This is a genomic window from Spirosoma fluminis (genome assembly GCF_054778895.1).
Window position 1 is genome coordinate 309,026 of the sequence record NZ_BAAGZD010000019.1, and the last position, 22,755, is coordinate 331,780.

Consider the following 22,755-nt stretch of genomic DNA (forward strand, 5'->3'; position numbering starts at 1 on the left):
GCGTTGAGTTTACTTAGTCTTTTAAGCCCGATGAGGCCATACTGCGAATAAAATGTTTCTGAAAAAATAAGTACGCAATCAGGATGGGCAGGGCCAGCATCACGGCCGCGGCAATCTTAACGCCTAGCTGCGCGTCGGCCCGCCCACCTACCGAAAAAAGCGTCACCATCTGCGGCATGGTCATGGTTGATTCATTGCGGATGACGATCAGCGGCCAGAGCGCTTCGTTCCATACACCCATGAACGTCAGGATGGTAATGGTCAGAACGGTCGGGATGATGTTGGGCAGCAGAATCTGAAAAATGATACGTAGTTCACCACAACCGTCGATGCGGGCGGCATCAATCAGGGCCTGGGGTAGTCCGGCGAACGCCTGTCGGAAAAGCAGTACCGCCAGCGAATTCATAACAAAGGGCACGATCAGCGCAAAATACGTATCGACCCACCCCAGCTTAACCATCGTGATGTAATTGGGAATCAACGTAATCTGAAAAGGCAACGTCATCGTGAAAATGATGAGGTAAAAGATCAGGTTTCGCCCCCTGAACCGAAGTCGCGCCAGCGCGTAGCCTACCATTGCCCCCAAAATCAGCACTAATCCCGTCGTGATCAGCGCCACAAACAAACTGTTGACAAACGCCCGCCCCAGCGGTATTCGCTCGAACACGGTTACGTAGTTCTGAATTGTCAGCCCAACCGGCAGCAAAGTCAGAGAGCCAATGCCCTGCTCCGACGATAATGACGCGCTGATCATCCAGACAAACGGATAGATAAATGACAAGGCGGCCAGAATCAATAAAGCGTATCGAACGAATTTCATTTGTCTAAAGAGTGAGAGAGTGGATGAGTGAAAGAGTGAAAGGTTAAAACTGAATTGTGAGCATTCGCTCATTCACTCATTCACTCTTTCGCTCTCTAAATTTCCTGCTCGACGTACCGTTTTTGAATAGCGACTACGCCCAAAATGAGCAGGGCGAAAAAGAAACCCAGCGTGGCCGAATACCCCATGTGGTAATACTGAAAGGCTTGTTTATAAATATACATGACGGCAGACAGGGTACTATTGAGCGGCCCGCCTTCGGTCATGATGTAAGGCTCAATGAAAAGTGAAAACCCGCCAATGGTCGATAGCACCACCACCATAAAAATGGTTGGGTTGATCATGGGCAGAGTGATGTACCGAAACTTTTGCCAGTTTGTAGCCCCTTCCATGTCGGCTGCTTCGTAGTATTGAACGGGAACGGTCTGCAAACCAACCAAAAACAGGATAACGTAAAGGCCAACATTTTTCCAGGTAGCCATCAGGGCAATGGCGTACATCGCGATATTGGGCTCTTCCAGCCAGGCTACTTTGGGTATCGACAGGGCCGTCGAGCCCCGGTTCAGGATACCCGCGTTAAAACCCAGTAACTGCTGCCATAGAATGGTCACCACTACACCCGACACAATGACCGGCAGAAAAAAAGCCCCCCGGAAAAACGCCTGGCCGCGAATCTTCTGGTTAAGGAATTCCGCCAGCGCCAGCGCGATAACAATCTGCAGCGGAATATGTACGATCAGAAAGCGCAGGGTATTCCAGATCGCCTGCCAGAACAGCCGGTCGTTGACCAGCCGGACGTAATTGTCGATGCCAATGAATTCCATCGGCGAGATGATATTCCACTTATGGAACGTCAGCACGACCGAGAACACCACCGGGAATGCCACGAACACGCAGAAATACAGAATGTACGGCGAAACCAGCCAGTAGGGAATAGCTTTCTTCATAGGTTCAGGGCGAAAGCGTAGTTGAAATGAGAAACAGGCAATCACTTGTTCGCTCATTCGCTCTTTAACAACACATCAACCGCCCGGGCAGCATCACGGATGGCATCTTCGGGCGTTTTGCGATCGTACACAACGCAGGCTTCGTACTCCTGCGAAATAATGTCGAACACTTCGACAATCACCTCGCTGTTATCTACGCCTTTGATGTAGCGCGACTGCCGGGCAAAGGGTAATAACTTCGGGTTTTTCTGTAAGAACGTACTGAAATAAAGGTCCGTGTCTACGTTACGTCGGTGCGGAAACTGTCCCGTTAGCTCCATCAGCCGTAAATCGCCAGGTTTATCGACCAGCGTTTTTACGAACTCCCAGGCGGCTTTCGGGTCGGGACACGTATTGAAAATGACGATGTTCTTGGGGTCGCCATACGTATAGATCGGGCCGGTATGATTGTCGGGTACGGGCATGGGCCAGGTATCGTACTGTAACGTCGGTTCTTTGTACCGTTCCAGAAAACCAACCTGCCAGGGTCCGGTAAATGAGGTTGCGATGCGCTGGTTCAGGAACGGATCGCGGGCAGACGTAAGTCGCTCTTTCGGGTAATAGCCCGCCCGGTACAGTTGCTGCAAAAAGCGAAACACCTCAACGGCGTAGCGATTGTTGAACGCGGCCCGGTTGTTCTTCACCAGCGGAGCCCCTCCGGAAGCGGCCAGGTATAGCGGATAGAAATTGAAAAACCGTTGATACCAGATCACTTTCACTTCGGTATACCCCAGCCAGCGGTCCAGATAGCCGTCGCGGTCGGTATCTTTTGTCAATCGTTTCCCCGCTGTCAGATAGCTGGAGTACGTATAGGGTGGCCCGGCTAAGCCCGGTTCGTTTACCTGCCCGATGTTGCAGAGGGTCATGATGGGGTTCACTTTCCATGGGACCTGATAAATATGCCCATCCGAAGACGTAACCTCCTGAATTGTACTACTGTCGCAACGAGCGCGCAGAAAGGAAAGGAAGCCCGGAATGGTATCGAGCGGGACCAGAACACCTGCTTTGGCGTACATCTCAACGCTGCCCTGCCACATGTTGGCATAAATATCAGGCGTTGTTTTACCAACTACCGACGCCAGAATAATCTCTTCGCTCGACTGACCTTCGGGAATGGGTTGATACTGGAGCGGTTTGTCAGGACGGGTCCGCTGCCACTGGTCGGTGAACTCGCGGGCGAAAGTAATCTCAGCCGCATTGTTCGAACACCAGAACAGCAACGGCCGCTCGGTCTGCTTTTGCCGACAGCCACCCAGCACGACCCAGAGCACCCCGAATATCATTCCGAACTTACGCATACGTGAAAGAAATCAATAACCCGCAACCTCTACCGGGCGGTTGAGGTTGCGGGTTGACTTAGTGTACTGAACTACTGACTTTTCTCAGCGTTGTAAAGCGACGTAATCTGGGTGCTGCTCAACGCTACGTTGTAAATACGAACATCGTCCATAGCGCCGGTGAAATAGCCGCCCCAGGGGCCGTTGAAGTTGTTGCCGTCAGCATCGTCTTTTTCATTGTTCTGATACAGACTGGTCGGCAAATCCTGTCCGATGGTCATATTGATGGTACTTTTTACCGGAGCCAGATCACCCGTTACGTCGGTCCAGCTTTTCACGAGTGTACCGTCGATGTAGAAGTTCATCTCACCCGATTTGTAGGTCGTCGCAATGTGATACCATTTGTTACGGGCCAGCGTAACCGACTCATTGTCTTTGTCTTTGGCCCCTGCCGTAGTCTTCACGGTAAAGAAAACCTTATTGGCTTCCTGCAACTGGACTTTATACCCGTTCCAGCGGTTCAGCGCCAGCAGGTAGTTACTGGCCCGGGTCGTATCGCGCTTGATCCACATGCTGATGGAAATCTCCTTCGACGGATTCAGCGCCGAGTTATACGGAATCTCGATGTTGCCTCCTTTGTCGAACTGGTACGCCATGTTCGCCACGCCAAAGCGGTCGGCGGTCGGCGTTGGCATTCCGGCACCCCACTGCGCACCGCCTGCTTTCAGCGTTCCGTTGAAGCCTTTACCCGAGGCATCGTTGGCGTTGCCGTTCATGAGCAGGTGCAGTACGAGGTTAGCGGGCGCGATTTCGGCGACCTGCTTACTCCGGAAGGTGGTCATCGCCTGGCCGAGGTTTACGTTGGCGTTGTTGACGGCGGTTTGGGTAGCGTTGTTGTCGTTGTTAACCGTTGTGGCGGCATCAATAGCGGTTTTAAACGTCGCTTTCGAGCCGACCTCATACCGGCCAATGGCGGTTCCTTCAACGGCTCCATTGTAGAGCGCGTTGGCGCTGTCGAGCCGGGCTTTGAGCGCGTTTTTGTCCACCGGCGTTACGGGTGTGCCTTCGTCTTTTTTACAAGCCTGAAACAAGGCCAACATCAGACATAAGGCCAGCAGCCCGCGCAGTAATGGATTTGCAGAAACAGGTAAGTTTTTCATGAGTGTACTGGAGTTTGATAAATTGATTGGTGAACGTAAACTAGGTTAAAGGATTAGCTTCTTGTTGGTATCCCGTTCGCTCTGCGGAATCGGGAAATACCGGTTGGTTTCGTACTTGAACGAGGGCTTGTCGCGTAAGGCATTCTGAGCGTACTCTTTGCCGTAGCGCATAATGTCGAAGTAGCGATGGAACTCGAAACCAAGCTCCACCCGGCGTTCGTGGCGTATAATCTCGCGCAGGCTCGACTGATTGGTATTTGTTATATCGGGCAGCAAACCTGCCGGAACGGTCGGCGTAGCGGCATTACTGAGCGCGGGATCGTTCAGGTAGCTTTCCCGCGCGCGCTTTCGAACCAGATTTAATGGCGCCAATGCCTGTGCCGACTGGCCTAACTCATTCAGCGCTTCGGCCTGAATCAGCAGCACTTCGGCGTAGCGGATCGTTACGTAATTCAGGTTGCCGTCGCCCTTGGTGCTTTTGGGGACCTCCGTAACGGGCTGCACGTGTTTTTTATTGAGGTAGCCCGTTGGCGACCAGGCCGGATCATACGGCGTACCGTCAATCCACGGTTGCCCCGCCCGCGCCACGGTATAATCCAGCCGGGGATCGACAACACCCGCGCTTGTCTTCTCGAACGCATCGACAAAATTTTGGGTCGGTACGTTAAAGAAATAACCATTTTCGGAGTTGCGGGGTGCAAACCACTGATTCAGCCGGTTGCCCGTGAACGGAACCTGTCCGGTTAGGTGCTGTACGGCAAACACCGACTCGGCACTGTTCTTAAACTCCTGGCTAAAGTTCTGCGCATAGACCGGCAGCAATGAATACTGACCGCTGCTGATCACCTCTCCGGCGGCATCAGCGGCCTGCTGCCATTTGCCTTCGAACAGATACGCTTTGGCCAATAGCGCCTGGGCGGCTCCTTTCGTGGCCCGGCCTACGTCGGCTCCGGTATAGGCCGCGGGCAGGCTCTTGATGGCTTCCTGCAAATCCGCTTCGATTACCGTTGTATAGACCTCAGCCACCGGCGACTGCGCAATTTGAAGCTGATCGGCATTTTTCGGCTCCAGCAGTACGGGCACGGGACCGTAAATATTGACCAGATAGAAGTAGTTAAGCGCTCTCAGAAACCGGGCTTCTGCCACAATACGTGCTTTCAGCGCGTCGGCCATGCTGATTGTCGGCACCTGCTGAATGACCCGGTTGCAGCGGCTGATGCCTTCGTACAGCAGTGCCCATTCCGACTCGACAGGACCGTTACTGGGAAACACCGAAAAATCGTCGACCAACCCAATGTCGGCCTGATCGCCGGGGTCACCGCCTTTGGCGGCATCATCCGACGCTACGTCGCCAAAGACCCACAGGCGGTTGTTGTCCGACGAGAACGTAAGGGTCTGGTAGGCCGCGTTGAGACCCTGCAAGGCCTGCGCCTGGGTTTTGTAGAATGTATCTTCAGAATAAGCCGCCCGCACCTCTTCATTCAGGAAGTTGGAGCAGCTACTGGCCGAAATCAACAGGGTAGAAAGGATACCGATTGCTATCTTTTTCATAACGGATTAGGCTAAAAACCAATGTTTACGCCGACTGTGTATTGTCGGGCACTGGGATATGTCCCCCAGTCGATGCCGACGGCGACGTCCCCCCGAAACTGCTCGTTGTTCAGATTGTCGCTGCTCTGTTGTTCGGGATCCAGTCCAGGGTATTTGGTGAACGTGAGCAAATTCTGGCCGCTGACATACACCCGAATGCCGGTTGAGCCGAGCTTTTTGGTCAGCGTACCGGGTAAAGTATAGCCGATCTGAAGATTTTTCAGGCGGGTATACGCGCCGTCTTCCAGGAAGCGGGTTGAAGGCTGCTTGTTGTTGGCCGAGCCGCTCCACGATACGCGGGGCTGCGTGTTGCTGGTGCCTTCGCCCCGCCACCGGTTGTCCACCACCCGTTTAGTGACGTTAAAGGCGCGGTAAAACCCTTCAATATCAGTAGCCACCTGGTAATAAATCTTGTTGCCCGATACGCCCTGAAAAAATGCCGACAGGTCGAAGTTTTTCCATTGCAGGTTGGCCGTCAACCCGTAAGTAAGCGTCGGAATGGGGCTGCCAACGTGCGAGCGGTCCAACTGGTTAATCAGCCCGTCGCCGTTAATATCTTTAAAGCGGACATCCCCCGGCCGGATGTTGTTCCCCTGGAAGGCGCTCGTAAAAATCTGATCGGCGCTCTGAAAAATACCGTCTTGCTGCAACAGATAAAAGGAGCCGATCGGATACCCCGGCTCGGTTAACGTAGCAAATACACCATTATCGATCCGCCCGCCCGGCACCGGACGACCGTCGCTGAGTGATAAGACTTTGTTACGTATGAACGAAGCATTCGCCGTAATGTCGTACGAGAATTCGCCTTTTTTATCCCGGTAAATCAAGTCCAGTTCCAGGCCCCGGTTCTCGACCTTCCCCGCGTTAACGTACGGAGCGGCTGCGCTGCCCCCCGATTTAGGCACTGGGATAGGCACCAGAATATCGGAGGTCTGCTTGATGAAGTAGTCGGCGGTGAGCTGAATCTTGTTCTGCAAAACACCAACCTCCAGGCCAATGTCGGTTTGGGTCGACGACTCCCATTTTACGTTGGTGTTACCCCGGCTGACCACGGCGTATCCGGCCACAGTCTGCGGACTGGCTCCTAATACGTAGTTATAGCCGCTGCCGATGAGCGATGCGTACGGGTAATTGCCAATGTCTTGGTTGCCCAGCTGCCCCACGCTGGCCCGCAGCTTCAGCAACGATATGGTCTTTGCCAGGGGTTGAAAGAAAGCCTCCTGATCGATATTCCAGCCCACTGATCCCGAAAAGAAATTCGCGTACCGGTTGTTGGGCGAAAACCGCGACGAGCCATCCCGCCGAACGTTGAAGGAAGCCAGATAGCGATCTTTGTAGGCGTAGTTCACCCGGCCGAACAGCGAGAACAACGACCAGCGCGAATCGCCTTCGAACGACTGCCGACCGGTAATATCCGCCCCCTGTCCAAGATAGCGCAGGTTGGCTACCTGATCGATAAAGTTTCGGTCTGAGCCACCCACATCCCGGCTGACGCTGTGAATAGCCTCGGTGCCGACCAGGGCCGTAAGTTGCTGATCGGGGCCAAGCGAGAAGTCATAATTAAGGGTGTTGTTCCACGTAACGGTACTGGCCGGACTAAAGCGGTTAACCAGCGTCGACGGGCTATTAATCCGATTGTTGGTACCCCAGTTTTCGTTGAACGTTTTGCGGTTAATGATGTTGAGGTCGAGCCCGGCCGCCGTGCGGAAGCGCAGGTTTTTAAGCACCTGCCATTCGCCGAATACATCCCCAAAGATGCGGTACTGCTGTTCTTTATTGTCCTGCTTGAGTGCCAGTCCTACCGGATTGTAGCCGTCGCCGAAGAATGCCGGGAACTGGGGCAAATCGGCAAAGTCGCCGGTTTGTGGGTCATAGATTGGCGTTGCGGGCGTGTGAAACAACGCATAGCGAACAATACTGCCGCCGTTTCCCCCGTAACCATCTCCCGAACTGCCCACAATGTTACGCTGCGAGTAGGTGATGTTGAGGTTGGTACCTAGCTTCACTTTAGCGCCAATCTGAGTGTCGATACTCGTGCGGAGGGCGTAGCGCTTGTAGCCCGAATTAAGAATAATACCCTGCTGGTCGAAGTAATTGCCCGACAGGAGGTAGTGCGACCGATCGGTTCCGCCACTAACGGACACCTGGTAGTTTTGAATGGGTGCCGTGCGGAAAATGGCTTCCTGCCAGTCGGTGTCGGGTACCTGAAGCGTGGAAGGAATCAGCTGGCGCTGGAGGCTGGGATTCGTGACAAACGCGTTGTCGTTCGTGGCGGCTTCGTTATAAATGCTGATATACTCCTGCGAATTAGCCATCGGAATTAGCCGCCCGTGCTGCTGAAAACCCGAGTAAGCATTGATCGTGACGCGGGGAGCCCCGCTTTTGCCCCGTTTGGTGGTTACGACAATGACGCCGTTAGCCGCCCGCGCGCCATAAATAGCCGACGACGACGCATCTTTCAGTACCGACATGCTTTCGATGTCGGCGGGGTTCAGTACACTGAAAGCATCTTTGGTCGGTACGCCGTCGATGATAAATAAGGGGCTGTTGTCGTTAATTGTTCCCACCCCACGAATCCGTACGGTAACGCCCTCACCCGGCGCGCCCGTCGATTGAGTGACCCGCACACCCGACGATTTTCCCTGAAGCGCCTGATCAATACCCGCTACGGGTAGTCTGCCTATATCTTTGGCTGTTATAGTCGAAACAGCCCCCGTTAAATCTGATTTCTTCTGAGTGCCGTACCCAACCACGACCACTTCCGATAACGACTTGTTATCTTCCTGCAACGTAACAGTCAGAGTGGTTCGGTTACCCACCGTTACCTCCTGGCCTAGGTAGCCCACTGATGAGAACTGAATAACCGCCTGATCATCGGCCACCGTAAGGCGAAACGTACCCTGCGCGTCGGTGCTGGTGCCCGTGTTGGTTCCCTTAATAACCAGGTTTACGCCGGGAATGGGCTGATTCTTTTCATCCACAACCGTACCCGTAACGACTTTGTCAACTATAGCGGGTGTACTGTAGGTAAGCGAGGCCCGAAGATCTGTTGTGGGCGGTACGGCGGCTTCCCCGGCTCTCGGCTTGAGAATGATCAGCCGGGTACCGTTGACAGCGTAATCGATTTGCAGCGGAGTGAGCAAGTCGTTCAGAACTTTTTCGAGCCGCTCGTGTCTGGCGTTTATACTGGTTTTTCGTTCTGCTTTAATCAACTCGTAACTGTAGGCAAACTGAACGTCGGCAATTTTACTCAACCGCTCAAGAATAGTTTCAACAGACTGATTCGTCAGCGATAAGTTTACAGTACGTTTCAGGGGATTCTGGCTGCGCGCCGGTCCGGCCAGCAAAGCACTGGCCATACCAATAAGGAGCAGGCATGGAATAAGAGTCAGTCGCATAAGCCAGCGCAAACAGGGGCCTTGGAGTAGCGTTTTTTTCATTGTATAGTTGAGTAGGTTGGGATTAATTCTTTCGTCAGCGACAGCCCGAGGAGTGAATAATCAGCTGTCCGTTTTGCAGTTCATAACTCGACCCTGTGCTGGCGGCAATAACATCCAGCCGGGCAAAAAGTGAAGGATCATCCAGTCGGGCCGTTAACGTACAGCCAGCCAAGGCGTCCCGATCAAACTGAATTGGTATGCCGTACGCTTTGGCCAGCGCGTCGAGCACAACAGGCAGGGGTGTCCGCCGAAAGGCAAAGCCCTGCGTAGTAGCGGGCAGACCGGTCGCTTCCACGGGGCTAACCTCGCGCTTGACCAGCCGGGCGTCGTTCTGCGAAAAAGTAGCCTGTTCGTTCGGTAGCAGGACAACGGCTGCCGGCTGCGACTTACTGGACGCAGTTGCCCGATTATCAGACCCCTTTCGAACAAACCCGGGATTAGTCGATACCGCTACTTTACCCGTCTTAACCATTACGTTTACGTTTCCCCCTGCTTCGGGCGCATTGATCAGAAAGCTGGTTCCTAACACTTCGGTCGTCACTCCCCTGGTGAACACCCGGAACGGTCTGGCTGGGTTTCTGACGACTTCAAAGAACGCCTTGCCTGTTAGGTTGACATCGCGTTTAGGTCCGCTGAACTGGCTCGGGAATCGAATGCGGGCGTACTGTTGCAAAACGACCAGGCTTCCATCCGCCAACCGGACCAGACGAGGAGCTTGCTGGCGGTTTACATACTCGGTCATGGCGACAGAGGCAGAAGTTGCCGAGGGCTTATTACTTGAAACCAGCCGCTGATTCTGTTGCCAGAAACGCCAGGCCAATCCGCTTATTGTCAGTAATAAAGCAACGGAAGCCGCTATCCGCAACGATATCGGCCAGCCTGACAGCGGACGTAACAGGCCTTGGCGATGCGATGGCGCAGCTGACAAAATTTGTCCAACAGCCTCGTTAACCTGTTGGTCGGTCACCTCAGGAAGCTTTCCCTGAGCCGTCAGCAGGAACGTGCGCGCCAGATCGGCATTTTCCCGATAGTCTGGGTGCTGCGTCAGATAGGCTTCCCAGCGGGTCGCTTCGTTCGGTGTATTGAGAAATACCCACCGTCGGAACGACTCATTCTCAATAAATTCCTGCGTAGTCAAAGCTCGTCGTCTATCCTGACCAAAGGGCGGAGTACCCGTTGCAAGACGAAGAGTAACGATCACTAAAAAAGTAATCGCCAATTGTGAAAATTTTTCTAAAAAATAAAAATTAAACCAGGAACCTGATCATAATCAGCACGTATGATACGTTCGGCCAGTGCTCCCGCAGGCTGTGAAGGGCATGCTGCAGGTAATTGGCAACCACCTGCCGATTTACGCCCATCGCCGTGGCAATCTCCTCGTAGCTGAGGTTTTCGTAGTACTTGAGGTAGATGGTTTCGCGCTGTCGTTTGGGGAGTCGTTCGAGGGCCTGAATCAGGGTCGCGTGCGTTACCTGCTCCTGTTCAAGCTGCACGTACAGGGATTCGGGGTTCGCTAGCCAATCGGTTACGGAATCCAGCCGGTCAACGGTTTCGCAGTGGCTATCCTGTTTGGCCTGACGCAGGACGTTGTTGCGGAGGGCCACAAACAAATACGCCTTTACTGACTGGAGCCGCTGAATTTTCTGGCGCTTTTCCCAAATGGTCAGAAACAGATCCTGTATACAGTCCTGGATTAGTGCATGGTTAGCCGTAAGCTTGCTGCCGTAATGAAACAGCGAACGGTAGTAACGCTCGGCGAGCCAACCAAGCGCCTGTTTGTTGTTTCTCAACAACTCCTGCCACAAGACATCATCTGATAACGTAGTGGTGCTCCCTGAATCAAACATGATTGTAGACTTCCCTGTAACCGAGTTATAATATTACAATTATTTACGGATAAAGTTTTACAAGTCACTGACTGTGTTTCGCTCTGACCACCTCTGGTGGGCGCAACTAGTCGGTCTCGGCTAAAAAAATAACCTAACCGTAGGTGGAGCGATGGCAGTCCAACAAACGGTTAGGTTATGAAAAGGTTATCGGCACCTGCTTACTAGGTCGATAAAGCCGTTCAGACCTATCAGAACAGGAACGTAATGTGCGTCGTAATTTGATCGTTAGCCTGAAGTTCACCTGCCGACAGGTGTTGCGATACCGGATGTCGGTAGCTGACGCCCATCGACAATTTGGTCAGATACACCTCCGTTCCGAGGTTGAGATAGGTTGCATAGCCACCGGTCTGTTTGTTCATCACCCCATCGCGAGTGTCATGACCCGCCTGTTCTACGAACAAACCGGCATTCGGCATGATGGCCCGACCGCCCAGACCCGACAGATAAAAAACCGACGCGGACGCGTTCACGCGATTGCCAAATCGATACCCGTTGGGGTTAGTGGTGGTTACCCGGTAGGATACATCCGTGTTAACGCCCCAGTTCTTGTACCTGGCCGTATAGATGAGGTTGGCTATCCAGTCGGTACTGCCCGTACCCAGTTGAAAATTAGGATTGGCCACGTCCAGCAAACTATTCTCATTGTAGCGAAACCGACCCGTCGGCAACTTAACGCCCCCACCAACCAGCAGATTGTGATTTACTGCGTGCACGGTCGAGTCGTCTATAAACGTGTTGATCAGGTTGTAATGAGCCAGGGCCGATATATCGCTCAGGCCGCGCAGGGGTGTTTCTGCTCCAGTTTTTAGCATGGTCTGCTGACTGAACTGATACGGCACAAACGCCAGCACCTGCACGCGTTTGAAGGGGTAGAACCGTCCCCACAATTCGGCCGTCCGAAACTGCTCCCGACTGCTGAGATTCAAACTATTCAGGTGGGAGTTGTATGAATTATACCGGTATCGCACGCCCAGGAACCCCCGGTGACCCTGGGGCAGTATGCCAAAAAACGAACCGCCGTTGCTGCACCCGCAAAGATCGCAGGCGAAGGTAGACAGGGTGATTAAACTGAATAGGCTAAAGAAGACAACTTTTTTCATACTAACGATGATTAGTTCTGTGGTTCAGCGAAACGAGGGTCTCGCAAAAATTGGTCGTCGGTCAATGTTTTCAGGAAAGCGATAATCTGACGCTTTTCTTCGCTGGACATAAGAATACCCGGCGTATCGTTCTGCCTGAGCAATGGGTCGAGATTTTCGGTCGGCTGCACGTTTTCGGCGTAATGGTTCAGTACGGCCTCGAGCGAATAAAACCGGCCATCGTGCATGTAAGGCAGCGTTTTCTCGATGTTTCGCAAACTCGGCACCTTGAACCGGTACCGATCTTCGGCCCGCTCCGTTACGTGCGCCCGACCGACGTCTTTGCTGCCCTGAATGAACAGGCCATTGTTGCGGAAGCTGTTGTCGGTGAATAACTCCCCGGCATGGCAACTACTACACTTGGCCCGAAACGCGTTCAGCCCGGCTTGTTCGTCGGCGGTGAGTGTACCTCCCGGTTCGTGACGAACCCATTTGTCGTAGCGCGAATTTCCCGACACCATCGTCAGCATGAACTGCGTCAGCGCCTGCAAGAAGCGCGATCCGTTGATTTCGTCCGTACCAAAAGCGGCCTTGAACAGAGCCGGATATTTGGTGGTGGACCGTAGCTTCTGGATCACATTGCCTGATTTTTCGTCCATCTCATCCGGGTTTTCAATGGGAGCGATGGGTGCCAGATCAAGATGCTGCACGCCCCCATCCCAGAAAAAACTACTGGCCCAGGCTAGATTCTGAATCGGCATCGAGTTGCGCGTACCGACCCGGTTGTCAATCCCATGACTCACATCGTGCTGGTGGTGCGTGAAGGCATAGGCCTGGTTATGACACTCGGCGCACGAAATGGACCCATCCCGCGAAAGCGCACCATCGTAGAACAAAGCCCGGCCCAGTTGCACACCAGCCGCCGTAGGCTGGTTCTGCGCCAGCGCATAAACCGGCTGAGGGAAGTTTGTGGGGGCCTGAAACAGTGCAGTCGGCTCAGCAGCTGGTTCGGTAGTCTGACAGCCACTGAGCCAAATGCATAGGCCCACCAACGCACCCGCTAAACGATACGTTATCCGGCTCCGTAGAGCCGGATAAGTTCGGTTACTGCTTTTCATTGTGCACGTGATCAACCTCAAACATGGTCTTGTAATTGTCGGCAATGGGGGTTGCCACGGCTGGACTGTGTATGCTGCTGGTAGTGGCCAGCGTAATTTTGGTGGACCCGTCAAGAACTTTCAGGGCGTCGACAAACAGGTGAACTTCGGGAGCGATGTCACCGCGTACCGTAGCTTTAGTCGCCATGGGCAAGGTGATCCGCCGTAAATTATTGACGGTTTTAGCGCCCCCGTTCCAGCCCCCGCCGTAGCCGCCGACATGAATCGCGAACTTATGATCCGGGTTGGCGGTAGTGGGCACCGCTGATGATGTCCCTTCCAGTTTCATGAAGATATACCCTGAGTTCCACGACCAGTACATCCCATCGTCGCCGTAGCTGGTCGGGTCTAACGCCCCCGTTCGCTCACCGGCTCCACCAACGCTTTTCAAACTGTCGACCCCGATAAGAAACGACAGTTCACCGTAGTTACCGGCGGGTACGTCTTTCAGCGTGATCAACTGGGTTTTAGCGTCGGCCTGACGCACCAGAAAGTACTGATCGGGAAACGTTACGGTGGTCCCGTCCTCTTTTTTGAGCGCAATGTTGCTCACGAAGTAGTTAAACGCCGTAACCGCAAATGGCTCTCCCGCTGCGGTTTTATACGCCGGATTGCCCAGCGCTAGCTTCTGGTCGCCCACGCGATTATCGAACTCAATCGACAAGGTATTTTTAGCGGCCGGGTCAATAGCACCCGCTTCGTCTTTTTTACAGGCAACCATAGTTATGCTGGTTACCAAAGCCATTAATAGGAGTCGCAGAAACGATTTGAGAATCATAAGAAATGAATGAGTAAAAAACTGGAGATCAATAGATGAAGCAGCGCATAGCAGGCCCCGTCCAGCAATAGCGTTGGATAAATCACAGCCAACTGCTCTGCTGTTCAGCGCGTGCCAAAGCACGTATTAGCCAAAAGAGCCAACAGCATTCCCAGTGCCCCTTGATGGACACAAGACACTACGTTCGATAAGGAATACGAATAATTCAGTCGACGAACGCCGATGAAAAGGATACGCCTATGTGACGCTTAGGCCACGTTCAGGCAGCGAAACCTGGCGGATGAAAAAGAGAAGAATGTGGCGCGGAATACGTAGCGAGGAGGTACGTAAATAAACGAGTCGACCGTTGCGCGTACCGGATTATCGGAAAGGTGTACGAGGCATATTCGTCGCAGAACAACTGCACCGTGGGCGTGTTCTGTACGCGCTCGGTGGTTTCTTTGTCCTGCTTATCCTGTTGCGTTTTGAGCTTCTTGGCCAGGTAGCACTTTCCATCGCAGTGGAGTTCGGGCTTACTGCGGTTTTCGCAAAGGACACGGGCGATATACGCTTTGTTAACCTGATAATACGCGATCGTTCCCCACGGGCTGACGGTCGGCAGCAGTGTTGCAAAAAGCAGCAGGAAAACAAGTACGTTTTTCATTATCAGCCGCAAAGGTAAAGCCCGAACACGTACCAGATGCGTTGACCGCTCAATTTTTATTTGACTGGATAAAAATCGAGAGACATTCTGTCTAACGCTCCACTCGTTCGTGTTCGCTACGTACTGCGACGAGGCAGTCCGCGCAGAGACAGCCCGTGTATAACGTACTGATATGATGCCGCTGCGTTGCGGTCAGCTCGACCGCCTGGCATTGGCAGGCGCCAATGGTGCCAGCGCGGCAGGCAAACGTTCGCTGGCACCGTGGACAGGCAATCACATCGGCTTCGGTTGCCTCAGCGAAGTCCATGCGGTTCTATTTCCTGTTCAAGCGCAACGAAGTTAACCACCTGTTTCTGGCGATTCATAACGGGCCAGATCGTTACCTGACACCAGTACGTCCGTTGATCTTTCCGGTAATTCAGCAGCCGCTCCGATACTAGCTTCTGGTGTTGAAGTGCCTCTTTGATACGTTGCCGGGTTAGCTGGCAGGTATCGGCTCCCTGCAAAAAATCGGGCCGACGACCAACGGCTTCGTCTCTATTATACCCCGTCATTTGTTCGAAGCGGTTGTTTACGTACTGGATTGTCTGGTCGGTACCGGTTACCACCACGGCCCACTGGCCTGACTTTAATTCATCGCGCAGTGAAACTGGCAACAGCCACTCCTGGGTTTTTGCCAGGGCGGCCCAGCCCGTCAGGCCAGCACTACCCAGAATAGACGCGTGGCCAAACTCCCAACCGCTCCACAGGGGGGTAATCCGTGCCGTTTGATATTGATCCGCAATTTGCTTGTCGTACGGTCCACTGAAATTCATAGTACGTATGGTGAGTAAAGTCTTTGGCAAACCATTTCGCCAGGACGGTGATGGGCTTTCTACGGTCAATAACTAAGTTATCAGCGTTTTTGATAGGCTGTTCTTCATTTTTCAGCACTCATGGTAAGGAACCAACCAAAGCGACTTGCTTTAATCGTCTGCGTTCCAGCTTATTGCCTTACTCAGCAAGCCACAAAAATACCTTAAAAGCCGCACATTCTTTCCTGCTAACTTCACGTACCCGTTTTTTTGCCAACTCCCCGCTAAGCGCTGATTTGATGGATTAAGTTTGGCAACAAACATCAGCTCCGCCGAATTGCTTTATTGTTAACCGGTTAGTGGTTCGCGTTGAATTGTTGATGCGATCTAGCGACCCGATTAATTTTGCAGAACGATTAACCCGTCTTCGGATGATGGTATCAACTAGATTTTTTTACATATGGCGCATGACCATACGCACGGACACGACCACCATCATCACGGCCCTACTACGTTAACCAACGTCAATCGGGCGCTGATTATCGGCGTGGTACTGAATACCGCCTACGTAGCGGTGGAGTTTATCCTCGGGTTTTATTACAACTCGCTGGCTCTGGTCGCCGACGCGGGGCACAACCTCAGCGACGTAGCGGGGCTGCTGCTTTCGTTGCTGGCATTTCGCATGGCGCGGATACGTAACACCACCAATTTCACGTATGGGTACCGGAAAAGTACGGTACTGGCTTCGCTCACGAACGCCGTTATTCTGCTGATTACCATTGGGGCCATCATCTGGGAAAGTATTCAGCGCTTTCGTCATCCCGAACCCGTTCCGGGTGGTCCGGTAGCGTGGGTGGCCGGTATAGGCTTTGTGATTAATACCGTGTCGGCCCTACTGTTTTTTCGGGATAAAGACCATGATCTGAATATCAAGGGGGCCTATATACACCTTATGGCCGACGCTTTGGTGTCGCTTGGCGTAGTAGTAGCCGGAATTGTTATCGCCTATACAGACTGGGTCTGGCTTGATCCCATCATCGGTCTTGTCGTTGCCGCCGTTATTTTGGGTTCTACCTGGCGACTGTTAAGTGACAGTGTCCGGCTTTCGCTCGATGGTGTTCCCAGCGGCATTGATCTGGAAGCGGTACTGAGAGACCTGCGCGCCGTAACGGGCGTTCGCGATGTGCATCATGTGCACCTATGGGCGATGAGCACGACCGAAAATGCCCTGACAGCCCACCTGGTACTTCAGCCGGGTTTGTCTGACACCGCCAAAACAGCCCTCAAGGCCGACGTTCGCCATCGGCTGGTTCATCTGGGCATTGGGCACGCTACGCTCGAAACGGAAGCAGCCGCCGAAAAAGACTGTGAGACTGAAACCTGCTGACTTGAGCAGAGCTTATTGGAAGCAGTATGAACTTCTGTTTATCAAAAGACTTTAGCGTCGGAATGACAAAATCAGGCCCAAAACAAAAGATTAAACAGGCTCTTATTTCTCAAAGCACCTCAAACCCGTAGTCGCGCTCAACTTTGCAAATACGCGTCTTGTAAGCTTCGTACCACATCTTCCGGCCTCGCTCCTGTGCCAGTTGATGCTCAGCGTGTCGCTTCCACGTCCGGATGGCTTCCAGGCTGTCCCAGTATGAGACCGTAATGCCCAGCTCGTTACGAGCCGACTCGACGCCCAGAAAGCCCGGTTGCTCTTGGGCTAGTTCAACCATCCGGACGGCCGTGTCGCCGTAGCCCTCGTCGGCACTCGTACGAACTGAGGTAAAAATAACGGCGTAATAAGGGGGTTCGGGGGTTTCAGCAATCATAGGAAAACCGGTAAGTCTGGAGAAGAGAACGCTCAGCCTTACCGGTCCCGTAAAAATAACACCAATTTTATCCCATTATCAACGACTCGGCTCCGTCGATCCAGATTGGCGTTCCGGTAATGTGGCTGGATTTGTCAGACGCTAAAAACAACACCAGATCCGCCACCTGTTCGCTTGAGCCGGGTTTGCCGTCGGTGAGCGGAATTTTTCCTTCCGGAAACTCGACGGGTTCTTTCGCCTGCTCAATATCGCGTTTTTCGGTACTTTCTTCAATGTTCGTTTCAATGGCTCCGGGACAGATTACGTTGACGCGAATGCGGTGCTTGGCCAGTTCCAGGGCTGCCATTTTGGTGAAAGCCACCTGAGCCGCTTTGGTCGACGAATACGCCGTAGCTCCGGTATTGCTGAAGATTCGGGTTCCGTTAACCGAGGCCGTAACGATAATTGATCCACCTTGCTGCTTGAGCATAGGTATGGCGTACTTGACGGTGAGGAACGTACCGGTTAGGTTGATGTTGATCGTTTTGTTCCATTCGTCCGGCTCCAGTTCCTCGATCGGTGCCCAAACGCCATTAATACCGGCATTCGCAAAAACAACGTCTAACCGACCGTATTGCCGCTCGGCTTCGGCATAGACTTTTTGTATCTCTTCCGGAACGGACGTATCCGCCGGGATAGCGATGCCATCGCCACCGGCCTGTTTAATTTCGTCGATGGTCTGATTAATCTCCTCGGCGGTCCGGCTGACGGCCACCACTTTTGCCCCCTCTTTAGCCAGCAATAAAGCCGCAGCTTTGCCAATACCTGAACCGGCACCCGTGACAAGCGCCACTTTTCCTTCCATGTCTTTGCGTTGAGTCTGCATTCCTTCTGCGTTTTAGTAATCAATTGACTGACCAACTCGCTCTATCCGGTTTTGTTAAAATAAGAACCAAACCACAAATGCAACAATGTTGCATTTGTGGTGAAATACGTATAGGTTTGTAATCAGAAAACAGATGTACCAATGAATACTATGGATAACTATGATGTAATTATTGTGGGTGGTAGCTATGCTGGCCTGAGTGCCGCCATGCTCCTGGGTCGGTCACTCCGGAATGTACTCGTTATTGACAGCGGAAAACCCTGCAACCGACAAACACCCCATTCGCACAGTTTCCTGACGCGCGACGGCGAAACGCCCGCCCACATCGCGGCCATTGCCAAAGAGCAGGTGCTGGCTTATCCCACCGTTAAGTTATTGAGCGACCTGGTCGTCCGGGCACAAACGACCTCGACTGGTTTTGTTGCTGAATCGGCCACCGGTCAGCAGTTCACCTCGCGCAAACTGATGCTGGCAACCGGGGTTGACGACCTTATGCCCGACATTAATGGTTTTGCGGCCTGTTGGGGTCGCACAGTGCTTCACTGCCCGTTTTGCCACGGCTACGAGGTGCACGGTCAGCCGCTGGGGATTCTGGCCAACGGCGAAACGGCGTATGAATTGGTGCGGCTTATTCAGCACTGGAGCAAAGACCTTACTCTGTTCACAAACGGCCCGGCTACGTTGACCGATGAACAGCGACAAGTCATTGCTCAACTCGGTATTCCAATTGTTGACCATGAAATCCGTAGGATTGACCACGAGGATGGTAACCTGCGGGCGCTTCAGTTTCAGGACGGTTCGCAGCACGAACTAACCGCTATTTTTAGCCGGGTTCCGTTTCGCCAGCATGCCAACTTAGCCGAACAGCTAGGCGCGGAATTAACTGACATGGGTCTGATTAAGGCAACTCCGTTGGGGCAGACCAATATTCCGGGGCTGTATGTGGCTGGCGACAACTCCACCTTTATGCGGCAGGTTTCGGTTGCGGTCACAAACGGCAGTATGGCCGGTGTCGGCATACACAGGGAATTGATGGAAGAAGAATTAGCCGCTACGTTATCGTCAGTCAGCGTCTAAAATTGGGTGGCTGTACTGTTGCAATTCTATAGCGTCGGTTGTCGGCATCCGGCCTTTTCAAACGGTACGTTTAGACAACCCTGCTGGGCAGCAGTTTCTGGGATGAACAGCCCAAAGTGGCCTGTGTATGCGCTACCTATTTGCTGTATCTTGCTTAAAATCTCCGTTTATGCAATCAACCATCCAACAACCCTCTCCTAAACGTCGGTCAGCGGCCCGGTCGAAAGCCAAGTCGCAGTCCGTCGCCTGGAATCTCTGGTGTATGAGGTACTCGACGGCCGACCGCTCTACTATCGTAGCTATGAGGACGTATTAGCGGGCAAAAAAACACCGGAAGAAGTTATGGGTTCCAGCACATTACAGTGGGTACTTGTTTCGTACTTTATGTGCATCATGATTCGTCAGTTGGACGAAAAGAACTATTGGTTTGCTTCCAGCGAAGCGGGTGTTCACATTGACCATCGCAATAACCGATCGCACGATGTCGCTATCTATGACAAATCAGTGCTAACACCGGATAAGATCAATACCAGATACACCGGCGTACCGGCAATCATAGCGGTTGAGATTGATGTCAAAGCCGATATCTCCAAAGTAGCGGATTCAACTACGTTAACCGCAAAACGAAGAAACTGCTGGATTTCGGCTCGGACAAAGTGATCTGGGTTTTTACAAGCTCTCAGCAAATGATGGTAGCCGAACGTAACGCCGACGCCTGGCTCAGCATGAATCGCTCCGGCGACCCGGTGGCACCGCGATCTGGAATTACTTAACGGACAAACCTTCAACATCGGCCAGTACCTCGCCGACGAAGGCATACAGGTGGAATAGTAAGACTAGTAGTCTGGCGGCTTATAAGGGTATGAAACGCATCGCCTGGTTTTTCTACTTCACACTCTTAAGCAGCCTGGGACTCCACGCGCAACCCCAGCAGCGAACGTATTGTAACCCGATGGACATCAGCTATCGGTACAATTTTGAGCAGTTAAACGAGAAAATATCATACCGATCCGGGGCTGATCCGGTCATTATAAACCACAAAAACGAGTATTACTTATTCGTCACGATTCAGGGGGGCTGGTGGCATTCCAAGGATCTGGTGAACTGGAAATACATCGTGCCGGATAAATGGCCCATGGAAGACATGTGTGCCCCGGCGGCTTTGTCGGTTCGCGATACGTTGTATCTGTTCCAGTCTACCTTCGAGCAGCGGCCGATTTTTATCTCGACCGAGCCTGAGAAGGGAAAGCTGAAATTCTATAACCGCTGGCTCCCGCGGCTCCCCAAAGACATTGGCCCCTGGGACCCGGCTCTCTTTCACGACGACGATACCGACAAATGGTATATGTACTGGGGCTCGTCGAACGTATACCCGATTTTCGGAGCCGAGCTAGACAAAAGCCGTAATCTGACCTACGCCGGTAACAACCCCGCGCAGGCCTACAAAGCGATGTTCTGGCTCGATCCCTATAAACACGGCTGGGAGCGCTTCGGGCCGAACCACTCCGACCCGTTCAAACCGTTTACGGAAGGGGCCTGGATGACCAAGCACAATGGCAAATACTACCTGCAATACGGCGCTCCCGGTACCGAATACAATGTGTACGGCAACGGTACCTACGTCGGGAAAGACCCACTGGGACCGTTTGAATACGCGCCTTATAACCCGGTGGCCTACAAGCCGGGTGGATTTGCGACGGGCTGTGGCCACGGCAATACGTTCCAGGATAATTTTGGCAACTACTGGAACACCGGCACTACCTGGATTGGCTACAACTGGGGGATGGAGCGTCGGATTGTGATGAACCCGGCCGGTTTCGACAAGGATGACCAGATGTTTGCCAACACGCGCTTCGGCGATTTTCCGCACTACCTGTCTACTAAACAGATCAACACCTCGTCGGGGTTGAATACGGATGCGCTGTTTACGGGCTGGATGCTTCTCTCCTACCGCAAGCCGGTAACGGCCTCGTCGACGATGGCAGCCGCCCCGACCGATACGCTCACTGCCGATCGGGTAGCCGACGAAAATCCGCGCACGTTCTGGGTAGCCGGACGTAACAAACCCGGCGAAACCTTAACCATAGATCTGGGCGCAGAACGCGATGTCAGAGCCGTGCAGGTCAACTATATCGATTACAAGCAAACCCTTTTCGATTCGGACTCGACGGTGTATACCCAGTTCAAGATCCTGACCTCGATCGACAACAAAAAGTGGGACGTAGTCGCCGACTTGACAAAAGAACCCAAGCGCGACCGGGCCTGTGCGTATGTTGAATTAAACAAACCCACCCGCGCGCGTTACGTCCGCTATGAGCATGTGTACGTGGCCGGGCCAACCCTGGCTATCAACGCCTTCCGCGTATTTGGCAACGGCTCCGGAAAAGCCCCCGCTACGCCCGCAACCTTGACGGTCAAACGCCAGAAAGATCAGCGGAATGCGGATATAAGCTGGTCGAAAGTACCGGGCGCTGTAGGCTACAACATCCGCTGGGGTATAGCGCCCGACAAACTCTATCAGACGTATCAGTTCTGGCACGATGACTCAAGTGTGGGCCTCAACAAGAAGTTCGAGCTACGCGCCTTAAACGTCGACGTACCGTACTATTTCGCGATTGAGGCTTTCGATGAGAACGGCGTTTCGGCGCTGAGTAAAATAGTCGATGACGGTTCGGGCCTTGGCAAAAAGGAATAGTGCACCAGAATTTAGACGGTACGACTAGTTGATTAGCGATAGACGCTATTTCCTAGCGCATGAACATATCCCTTACTTCTGCTTAAAATATGCAATCTAATTATTAAGGGCTTAGTTGATTAAGCATACAATAGATTATACAGCAGTATAGGATGGAAATACGAAGTGCCACGAGCCATTCTTTTCTAGTTTGCCTTCTATGACCAGCTCGTCAAAAAGCGGCTTCAACTCGTTAATCTTTAATTCGTGCAGATTAACGTGATCGGGGCTTGACTTAACAAAATTGAAGAATCGATGAATATCAAACTCGCTAACCATCAGATGTATGTTAGCGGCTGTTACAGGTTCGAAGCTTTCATCTAAGCTGTAATCAAAATCAACGGCTTGGCCCAATTTCTCAGTTCTACAACCGATACCATGAAATTCATACTTTATAGTTCCAAGCTCTCCATGCTTTGGTAAACGATCTAGATTCCAGCCATTACAGTATTGTAGAAACACAGTATTGACCTCGTCTATGGTCGCTTTGTAGGCTTGAATATCGAGTAGTATTTTTTCTTTGCTTAACATGAACTGTGTTAAAAGTCAAGTTAAAGAGCGTATAACGGGCTGATAATTCGGATCATAGTCTTCGTTGAATTTAACCACTGCATACGCCTGGCGAAGCAGTTTGTTGACCACCGCCATT

Annotated in this window: 21 protein-coding genes; 4 read left to right on the plus strand and 17 right to left on the minus strand. The window is 52.6% G+C overall.

Annotated elements, in window-relative coordinates:
• Nucleotides 1–13: 13 nt before the first annotated feature.
• From ACYVBJ_RS20285 to ACYVBJ_RS20350, 14 genes are all read right to left on the minus strand, one after another.
• The gene (locus ACYVBJ_RS20285) at nt 14–820 is read right to left on the minus strand and encodes a carbohydrate ABC transporter permease (protein ID WP_460984130.1); all 807 of its coding nucleotides are present in this window, start codon (nt 818–820) and stop codon (nt 14–16) included.
• A 95-nt stretch (nt 821–915) separates the two neighbouring features.
• Nucleotides 916–1,767 (minus strand): carbohydrate ABC transporter permease, encoded by an 852-nt coding sequence (locus ACYVBJ_RS20290; protein ID WP_460984131.1) that lies wholly within the window; start codon nt 1,765–1,767, stop codon nt 916–918.
• A 53-nt stretch (nt 1,768–1,820) separates the two neighbouring features.
• Nucleotides 1,821–3,104, minus strand: a complete 1,284-nt coding sequence (locus ACYVBJ_RS20295) for an extracellular solute-binding protein (protein WP_460984132.1) — start codon at nt 3,102–3,104, stop codon at nt 1,821–1,823.
• 71 nt (nt 3,105–3,175) lie between these two features.
• Nucleotides 3,176–4,243, minus strand: a complete 1,068-nt coding sequence (locus ACYVBJ_RS20300) for a LamG domain-containing protein (protein WP_460984133.1) — start codon at nt 4,241–4,243, stop codon at nt 3,176–3,178.
• Nucleotides 4,244–4,288: 45 nt separating this feature from the next.
• Nucleotides 4,289–5,794, minus strand: a complete 1,506-nt coding sequence (locus ACYVBJ_RS20305; protein WP_460984134.1) for a RagB/SusD family nutrient uptake outer membrane protein — start codon at nt 5,792–5,794, stop codon at nt 4,289–4,291.
• An 11-nt stretch (nt 5,795–5,805) separates the two neighbouring features.
• A complete protein-coding gene (locus ACYVBJ_RS20310) occupies nt 5,806–9,273 on the minus strand; it encodes a SusC/RagA family TonB-linked outer membrane protein (protein ID WP_460984135.1) in 3,468 nt (1,155 codons plus the stop codon).
• A gap of 34 nt (nt 9,274–9,307) precedes the next feature.
• On the minus strand, nt 9,308–10,411 hold the full coding sequence (locus ACYVBJ_RS20315; protein WP_460984136.1) for a FecR family protein: 1,104 nt from the start codon (nt 10,409–10,411) through the stop codon (nt 9,308–9,310).
• Between the two features lie 109 nt (nt 10,412–10,520).
• Nucleotides 10,521–11,120 carry an RNA polymerase sigma factor gene (locus tag ACYVBJ_RS20320; RefSeq protein WP_460984137.1) on the minus strand — a complete coding sequence of 200 codons (600 nt, stop codon included), beginning with the start codon at nt 11,118–11,120 and terminating at the stop codon, nt 10,521–10,523.
• Between the two features lie 230 nt (nt 11,121–11,350).
• Complete coding sequence (locus ACYVBJ_RS20325) at nt 11,351–12,262, minus strand: hypothetical protein (RefSeq protein ID WP_460984138.1); 912 nt, start codon at nt 12,260–12,262, stop codon at nt 11,351–11,353.
• An 11-nt stretch (nt 12,263–12,273) separates the two neighbouring features.
• Complete coding sequence (locus ACYVBJ_RS20330) at nt 12,274–13,359, minus strand: cytochrome-c peroxidase (protein WP_460984139.1); 1,086 nt, start codon at nt 13,357–13,359, stop codon at nt 12,274–12,276.
• Nucleotides 13,346–14,119: an MbnP family protein gene (locus tag ACYVBJ_RS20335; protein WP_460984140.1), complete on the minus strand. Its 774-nt coding sequence runs from the start codon at nt 14,117–14,119 to the stop codon at nt 13,346–13,348. Before ACYVBJ_RS20335 ends, ACYVBJ_RS20330 begins: the two co-directional genes overlap by 14 nt.
• Before the next feature lie 316 nt (nt 14,120–14,435).
• Nucleotides 14,436–14,819 carry a hypothetical protein gene (locus tag ACYVBJ_RS20340; protein ID WP_460984141.1) on the minus strand — a complete coding sequence of 128 codons (384 nt, stop codon included), beginning with the start codon at nt 14,817–14,819 and terminating at the stop codon, nt 14,436–14,438.
• Between the two features lie 91 nt (nt 14,820–14,910).
• Nucleotides 14,911–15,126 carry a cysteine-rich CWC family protein gene (locus ACYVBJ_RS20345; RefSeq protein ID WP_460984142.1) on the minus strand — a complete coding sequence of 72 codons (216 nt, stop codon included), beginning with the start codon at nt 15,124–15,126 and terminating at the stop codon, nt 14,911–14,913.
• Nucleotides 15,113–15,634, minus strand: coding sequence for a PAS domain-containing protein (locus ACYVBJ_RS20350; protein ID WP_460984143.1), 522 nt, complete (start codon nt 15,632–15,634; stop codon nt 15,113–15,115). Before ACYVBJ_RS20350 ends, ACYVBJ_RS20345 begins: the two co-directional genes overlap by 14 nt.
• A 439-nt stretch (nt 15,635–16,073) precedes the next feature.
• Here ACYVBJ_RS20350 and ACYVBJ_RS20355 point away from each other — a divergent pair, with 439 nt between their 5' ends.
• On the plus strand, nt 16,074–17,000 hold the full coding sequence (locus ACYVBJ_RS20355; RefSeq protein ID WP_460984144.1) for a cation diffusion facilitator family transporter: 927 nt from the start codon (nt 16,074–16,076) through the stop codon (nt 16,998–17,000).
• 109 nt (nt 17,001–17,109) lie between these two features.
• On the opposite strand, the gene ACYVBJ_RS20360 is transcribed toward ACYVBJ_RS20355, so the two are convergent.
• Together ACYVBJ_RS20360 and ACYVBJ_RS20365 are read right to left on the minus strand one after the other, a co-directional pair.
• Nucleotides 17,110–17,430, minus strand: coding sequence for an antibiotic biosynthesis monooxygenase family protein (locus tag ACYVBJ_RS20360; protein ID WP_460984145.1), 321 nt, complete (start codon nt 17,428–17,430; stop codon nt 17,110–17,112).
• Nucleotides 17,431–17,497: 67 nt separating this feature from the next.
• Entirely contained in the window at nt 17,498–18,295 is a 798-nt protein-coding gene (locus tag ACYVBJ_RS20365; protein ID WP_460984146.1) for an SDR family oxidoreductase, read from the minus strand.
• 150 nt (nt 18,296–18,445) lie between these two features.
• Here ACYVBJ_RS20365 and ACYVBJ_RS20370 point away from each other — a divergent pair, with 150 nt between their 5' ends.
• The 3 genes from ACYVBJ_RS20370 to ACYVBJ_RS20380 all read left to right on the plus strand — a co-directional run bounded on the left by ACYVBJ_RS20370 (nt 18,446) and on the right by ACYVBJ_RS20380 (nt 22,067).
• Nucleotides 18,446–19,372 (plus strand): NAD(P)/FAD-dependent oxidoreductase, encoded by a 927-nt coding sequence (locus ACYVBJ_RS20370; protein WP_460984147.1) that lies wholly within the window; start codon nt 18,446–18,448, stop codon nt 19,370–19,372.
• Between the two features lie 258 nt (nt 19,373–19,630).
• Nucleotides 19,631–20,032, plus strand: coding sequence for a hypothetical protein (locus ACYVBJ_RS20375; protein ID WP_460984148.1), 402 nt, complete (start codon nt 19,631–19,633; stop codon nt 20,030–20,032).
• 202 nt (nt 20,033–20,234) lie between these two features.
• Nucleotides 20,235–22,067, plus strand: coding sequence for a family 43 glycosylhydrolase (locus tag ACYVBJ_RS20380; RefSeq protein WP_460984149.1), 1,833 nt, complete (start codon nt 20,235–20,237; stop codon nt 22,065–22,067).
• A 135-nt stretch (nt 22,068–22,202) separates the two neighbouring features.
• On the opposite strand, the gene ACYVBJ_RS20385 is transcribed toward ACYVBJ_RS20380, so the two are convergent.
• Nucleotides 22,203–22,637, minus strand: a complete 435-nt coding sequence (locus tag ACYVBJ_RS20385) for a DUF6896 domain-containing protein (RefSeq protein ID WP_460984150.1) — start codon at nt 22,635–22,637, stop codon at nt 22,203–22,205.
• Between the last annotated feature and the right edge of the window lie 118 nt (nt 22,638–22,755).

Coding starts and splice junctions, on each gene's coding strand:
- ACYVBJ_RS20300 (WP_460984133.1), bottom strand. CDS start 4,243: ATGAAAAACTTACCTGTTTCTGCAAATCCATTACTGCGCGGGCTGCTG.
- ACYVBJ_RS20385 (WP_460984150.1), bottom strand. CDS start 22,637: ATGTTAAGCAAAGAAAAAATACTACTCGATATTCAAGCCTACAAAGCG.
- ACYVBJ_RS20305 (WP_460984134.1), bottom strand. CDS start 5,794: ATGAAAAAGATAGCAATCGGTATCCTTTCTACCCTGTTGATTTCGGCC.
- ACYVBJ_RS20345 (WP_460984142.1), bottom strand. CDS start 15,126: ATGGACTTCGCTGAGGCAACCGAAGCCGATGTGATTGCCTGTCCACGG.
- ACYVBJ_RS20365 (WP_460984146.1), bottom strand. CDS start 18,295: ATGCAGACTCAACGCAAAGACATGGAAGGAAAAGTGGCGCTTGTCACG.
- ACYVBJ_RS20380 (WP_460984149.1), top strand. CDS start 20,235: ATGAAACGCATCGCCTGGTTTTTCTACTTCACACTCTTAAGCAGCCTG.
- ACYVBJ_RS20330 (WP_460984139.1), bottom strand. CDS start 13,359: ATGAAAAGCAGTAACCGAACTTATCCGGCTCTACGGAGCCGGATAACG.
- ACYVBJ_RS20320 (WP_460984137.1), bottom strand. CDS start 11,120: ATGTTTGATTCAGGGAGCACCACTACGTTATCAGATGATGTCTTGTGG.
- ACYVBJ_RS20295 (WP_460984132.1), bottom strand. CDS start 3,104: ATGCGTAAGTTCGGAATGATATTCGGGGTGCTCTGGGTCGTGCTGGGT.
- ACYVBJ_RS20335 (WP_460984140.1), bottom strand. CDS start 14,119: ATGGTTGCCTGTAAAAAAGACGAAGCGGGTGCTATTGACCCGGCCGCT.
- ACYVBJ_RS20355 (WP_460984144.1), top strand. CDS start 16,074: ATGGCGCATGACCATACGCACGGACACGACCACCATCATCACGGCCCT.
- ACYVBJ_RS20310 (WP_460984135.1), bottom strand. CDS start 9,273: ATGAAAAAAACGCTACTCCAAGGCCCCTGTTTGCGCTGGCTTATGCGA.
- ACYVBJ_RS20325 (WP_460984138.1), bottom strand. CDS start 12,262: ATGAAAAAAGTTGTCTTCTTTAGCCTATTCAGTTTAATCACCCTGTCT.
- ACYVBJ_RS20370 (WP_460984147.1), top strand. CDS start 18,446: ATGGATAACTATGATGTAATTATTGTGGGTGGTAGCTATGCTGGCCTG.
- ACYVBJ_RS20290 (WP_460984131.1), bottom strand. CDS start 1,767: ATGAAGAAAGCTATTCCCTACTGGCTGGTTTCGCCGTACATTCTGTAT.
- ACYVBJ_RS20350 (WP_460984143.1), bottom strand. CDS start 15,634: ATGAATTTCAGTGGACCGTACGACAAGCAAATTGCGGATCAATATCAA.
- ACYVBJ_RS20360 (WP_460984145.1), bottom strand. CDS start 17,430: ATGATTGCTGAAACCCCCGAACCCCCTTATTACGCCGTTATTTTTACC.
- ACYVBJ_RS20340 (WP_460984141.1), bottom strand. CDS start 14,819: ATGAAAAACGTACTTGTTTTCCTGCTGCTTTTTGCAACACTGCTGCCG.
- ACYVBJ_RS20285 (WP_460984130.1), bottom strand. CDS start 820: ATGAAATTCGTTCGATACGCTTTATTGATTCTGGCCGCCTTGTCATTT.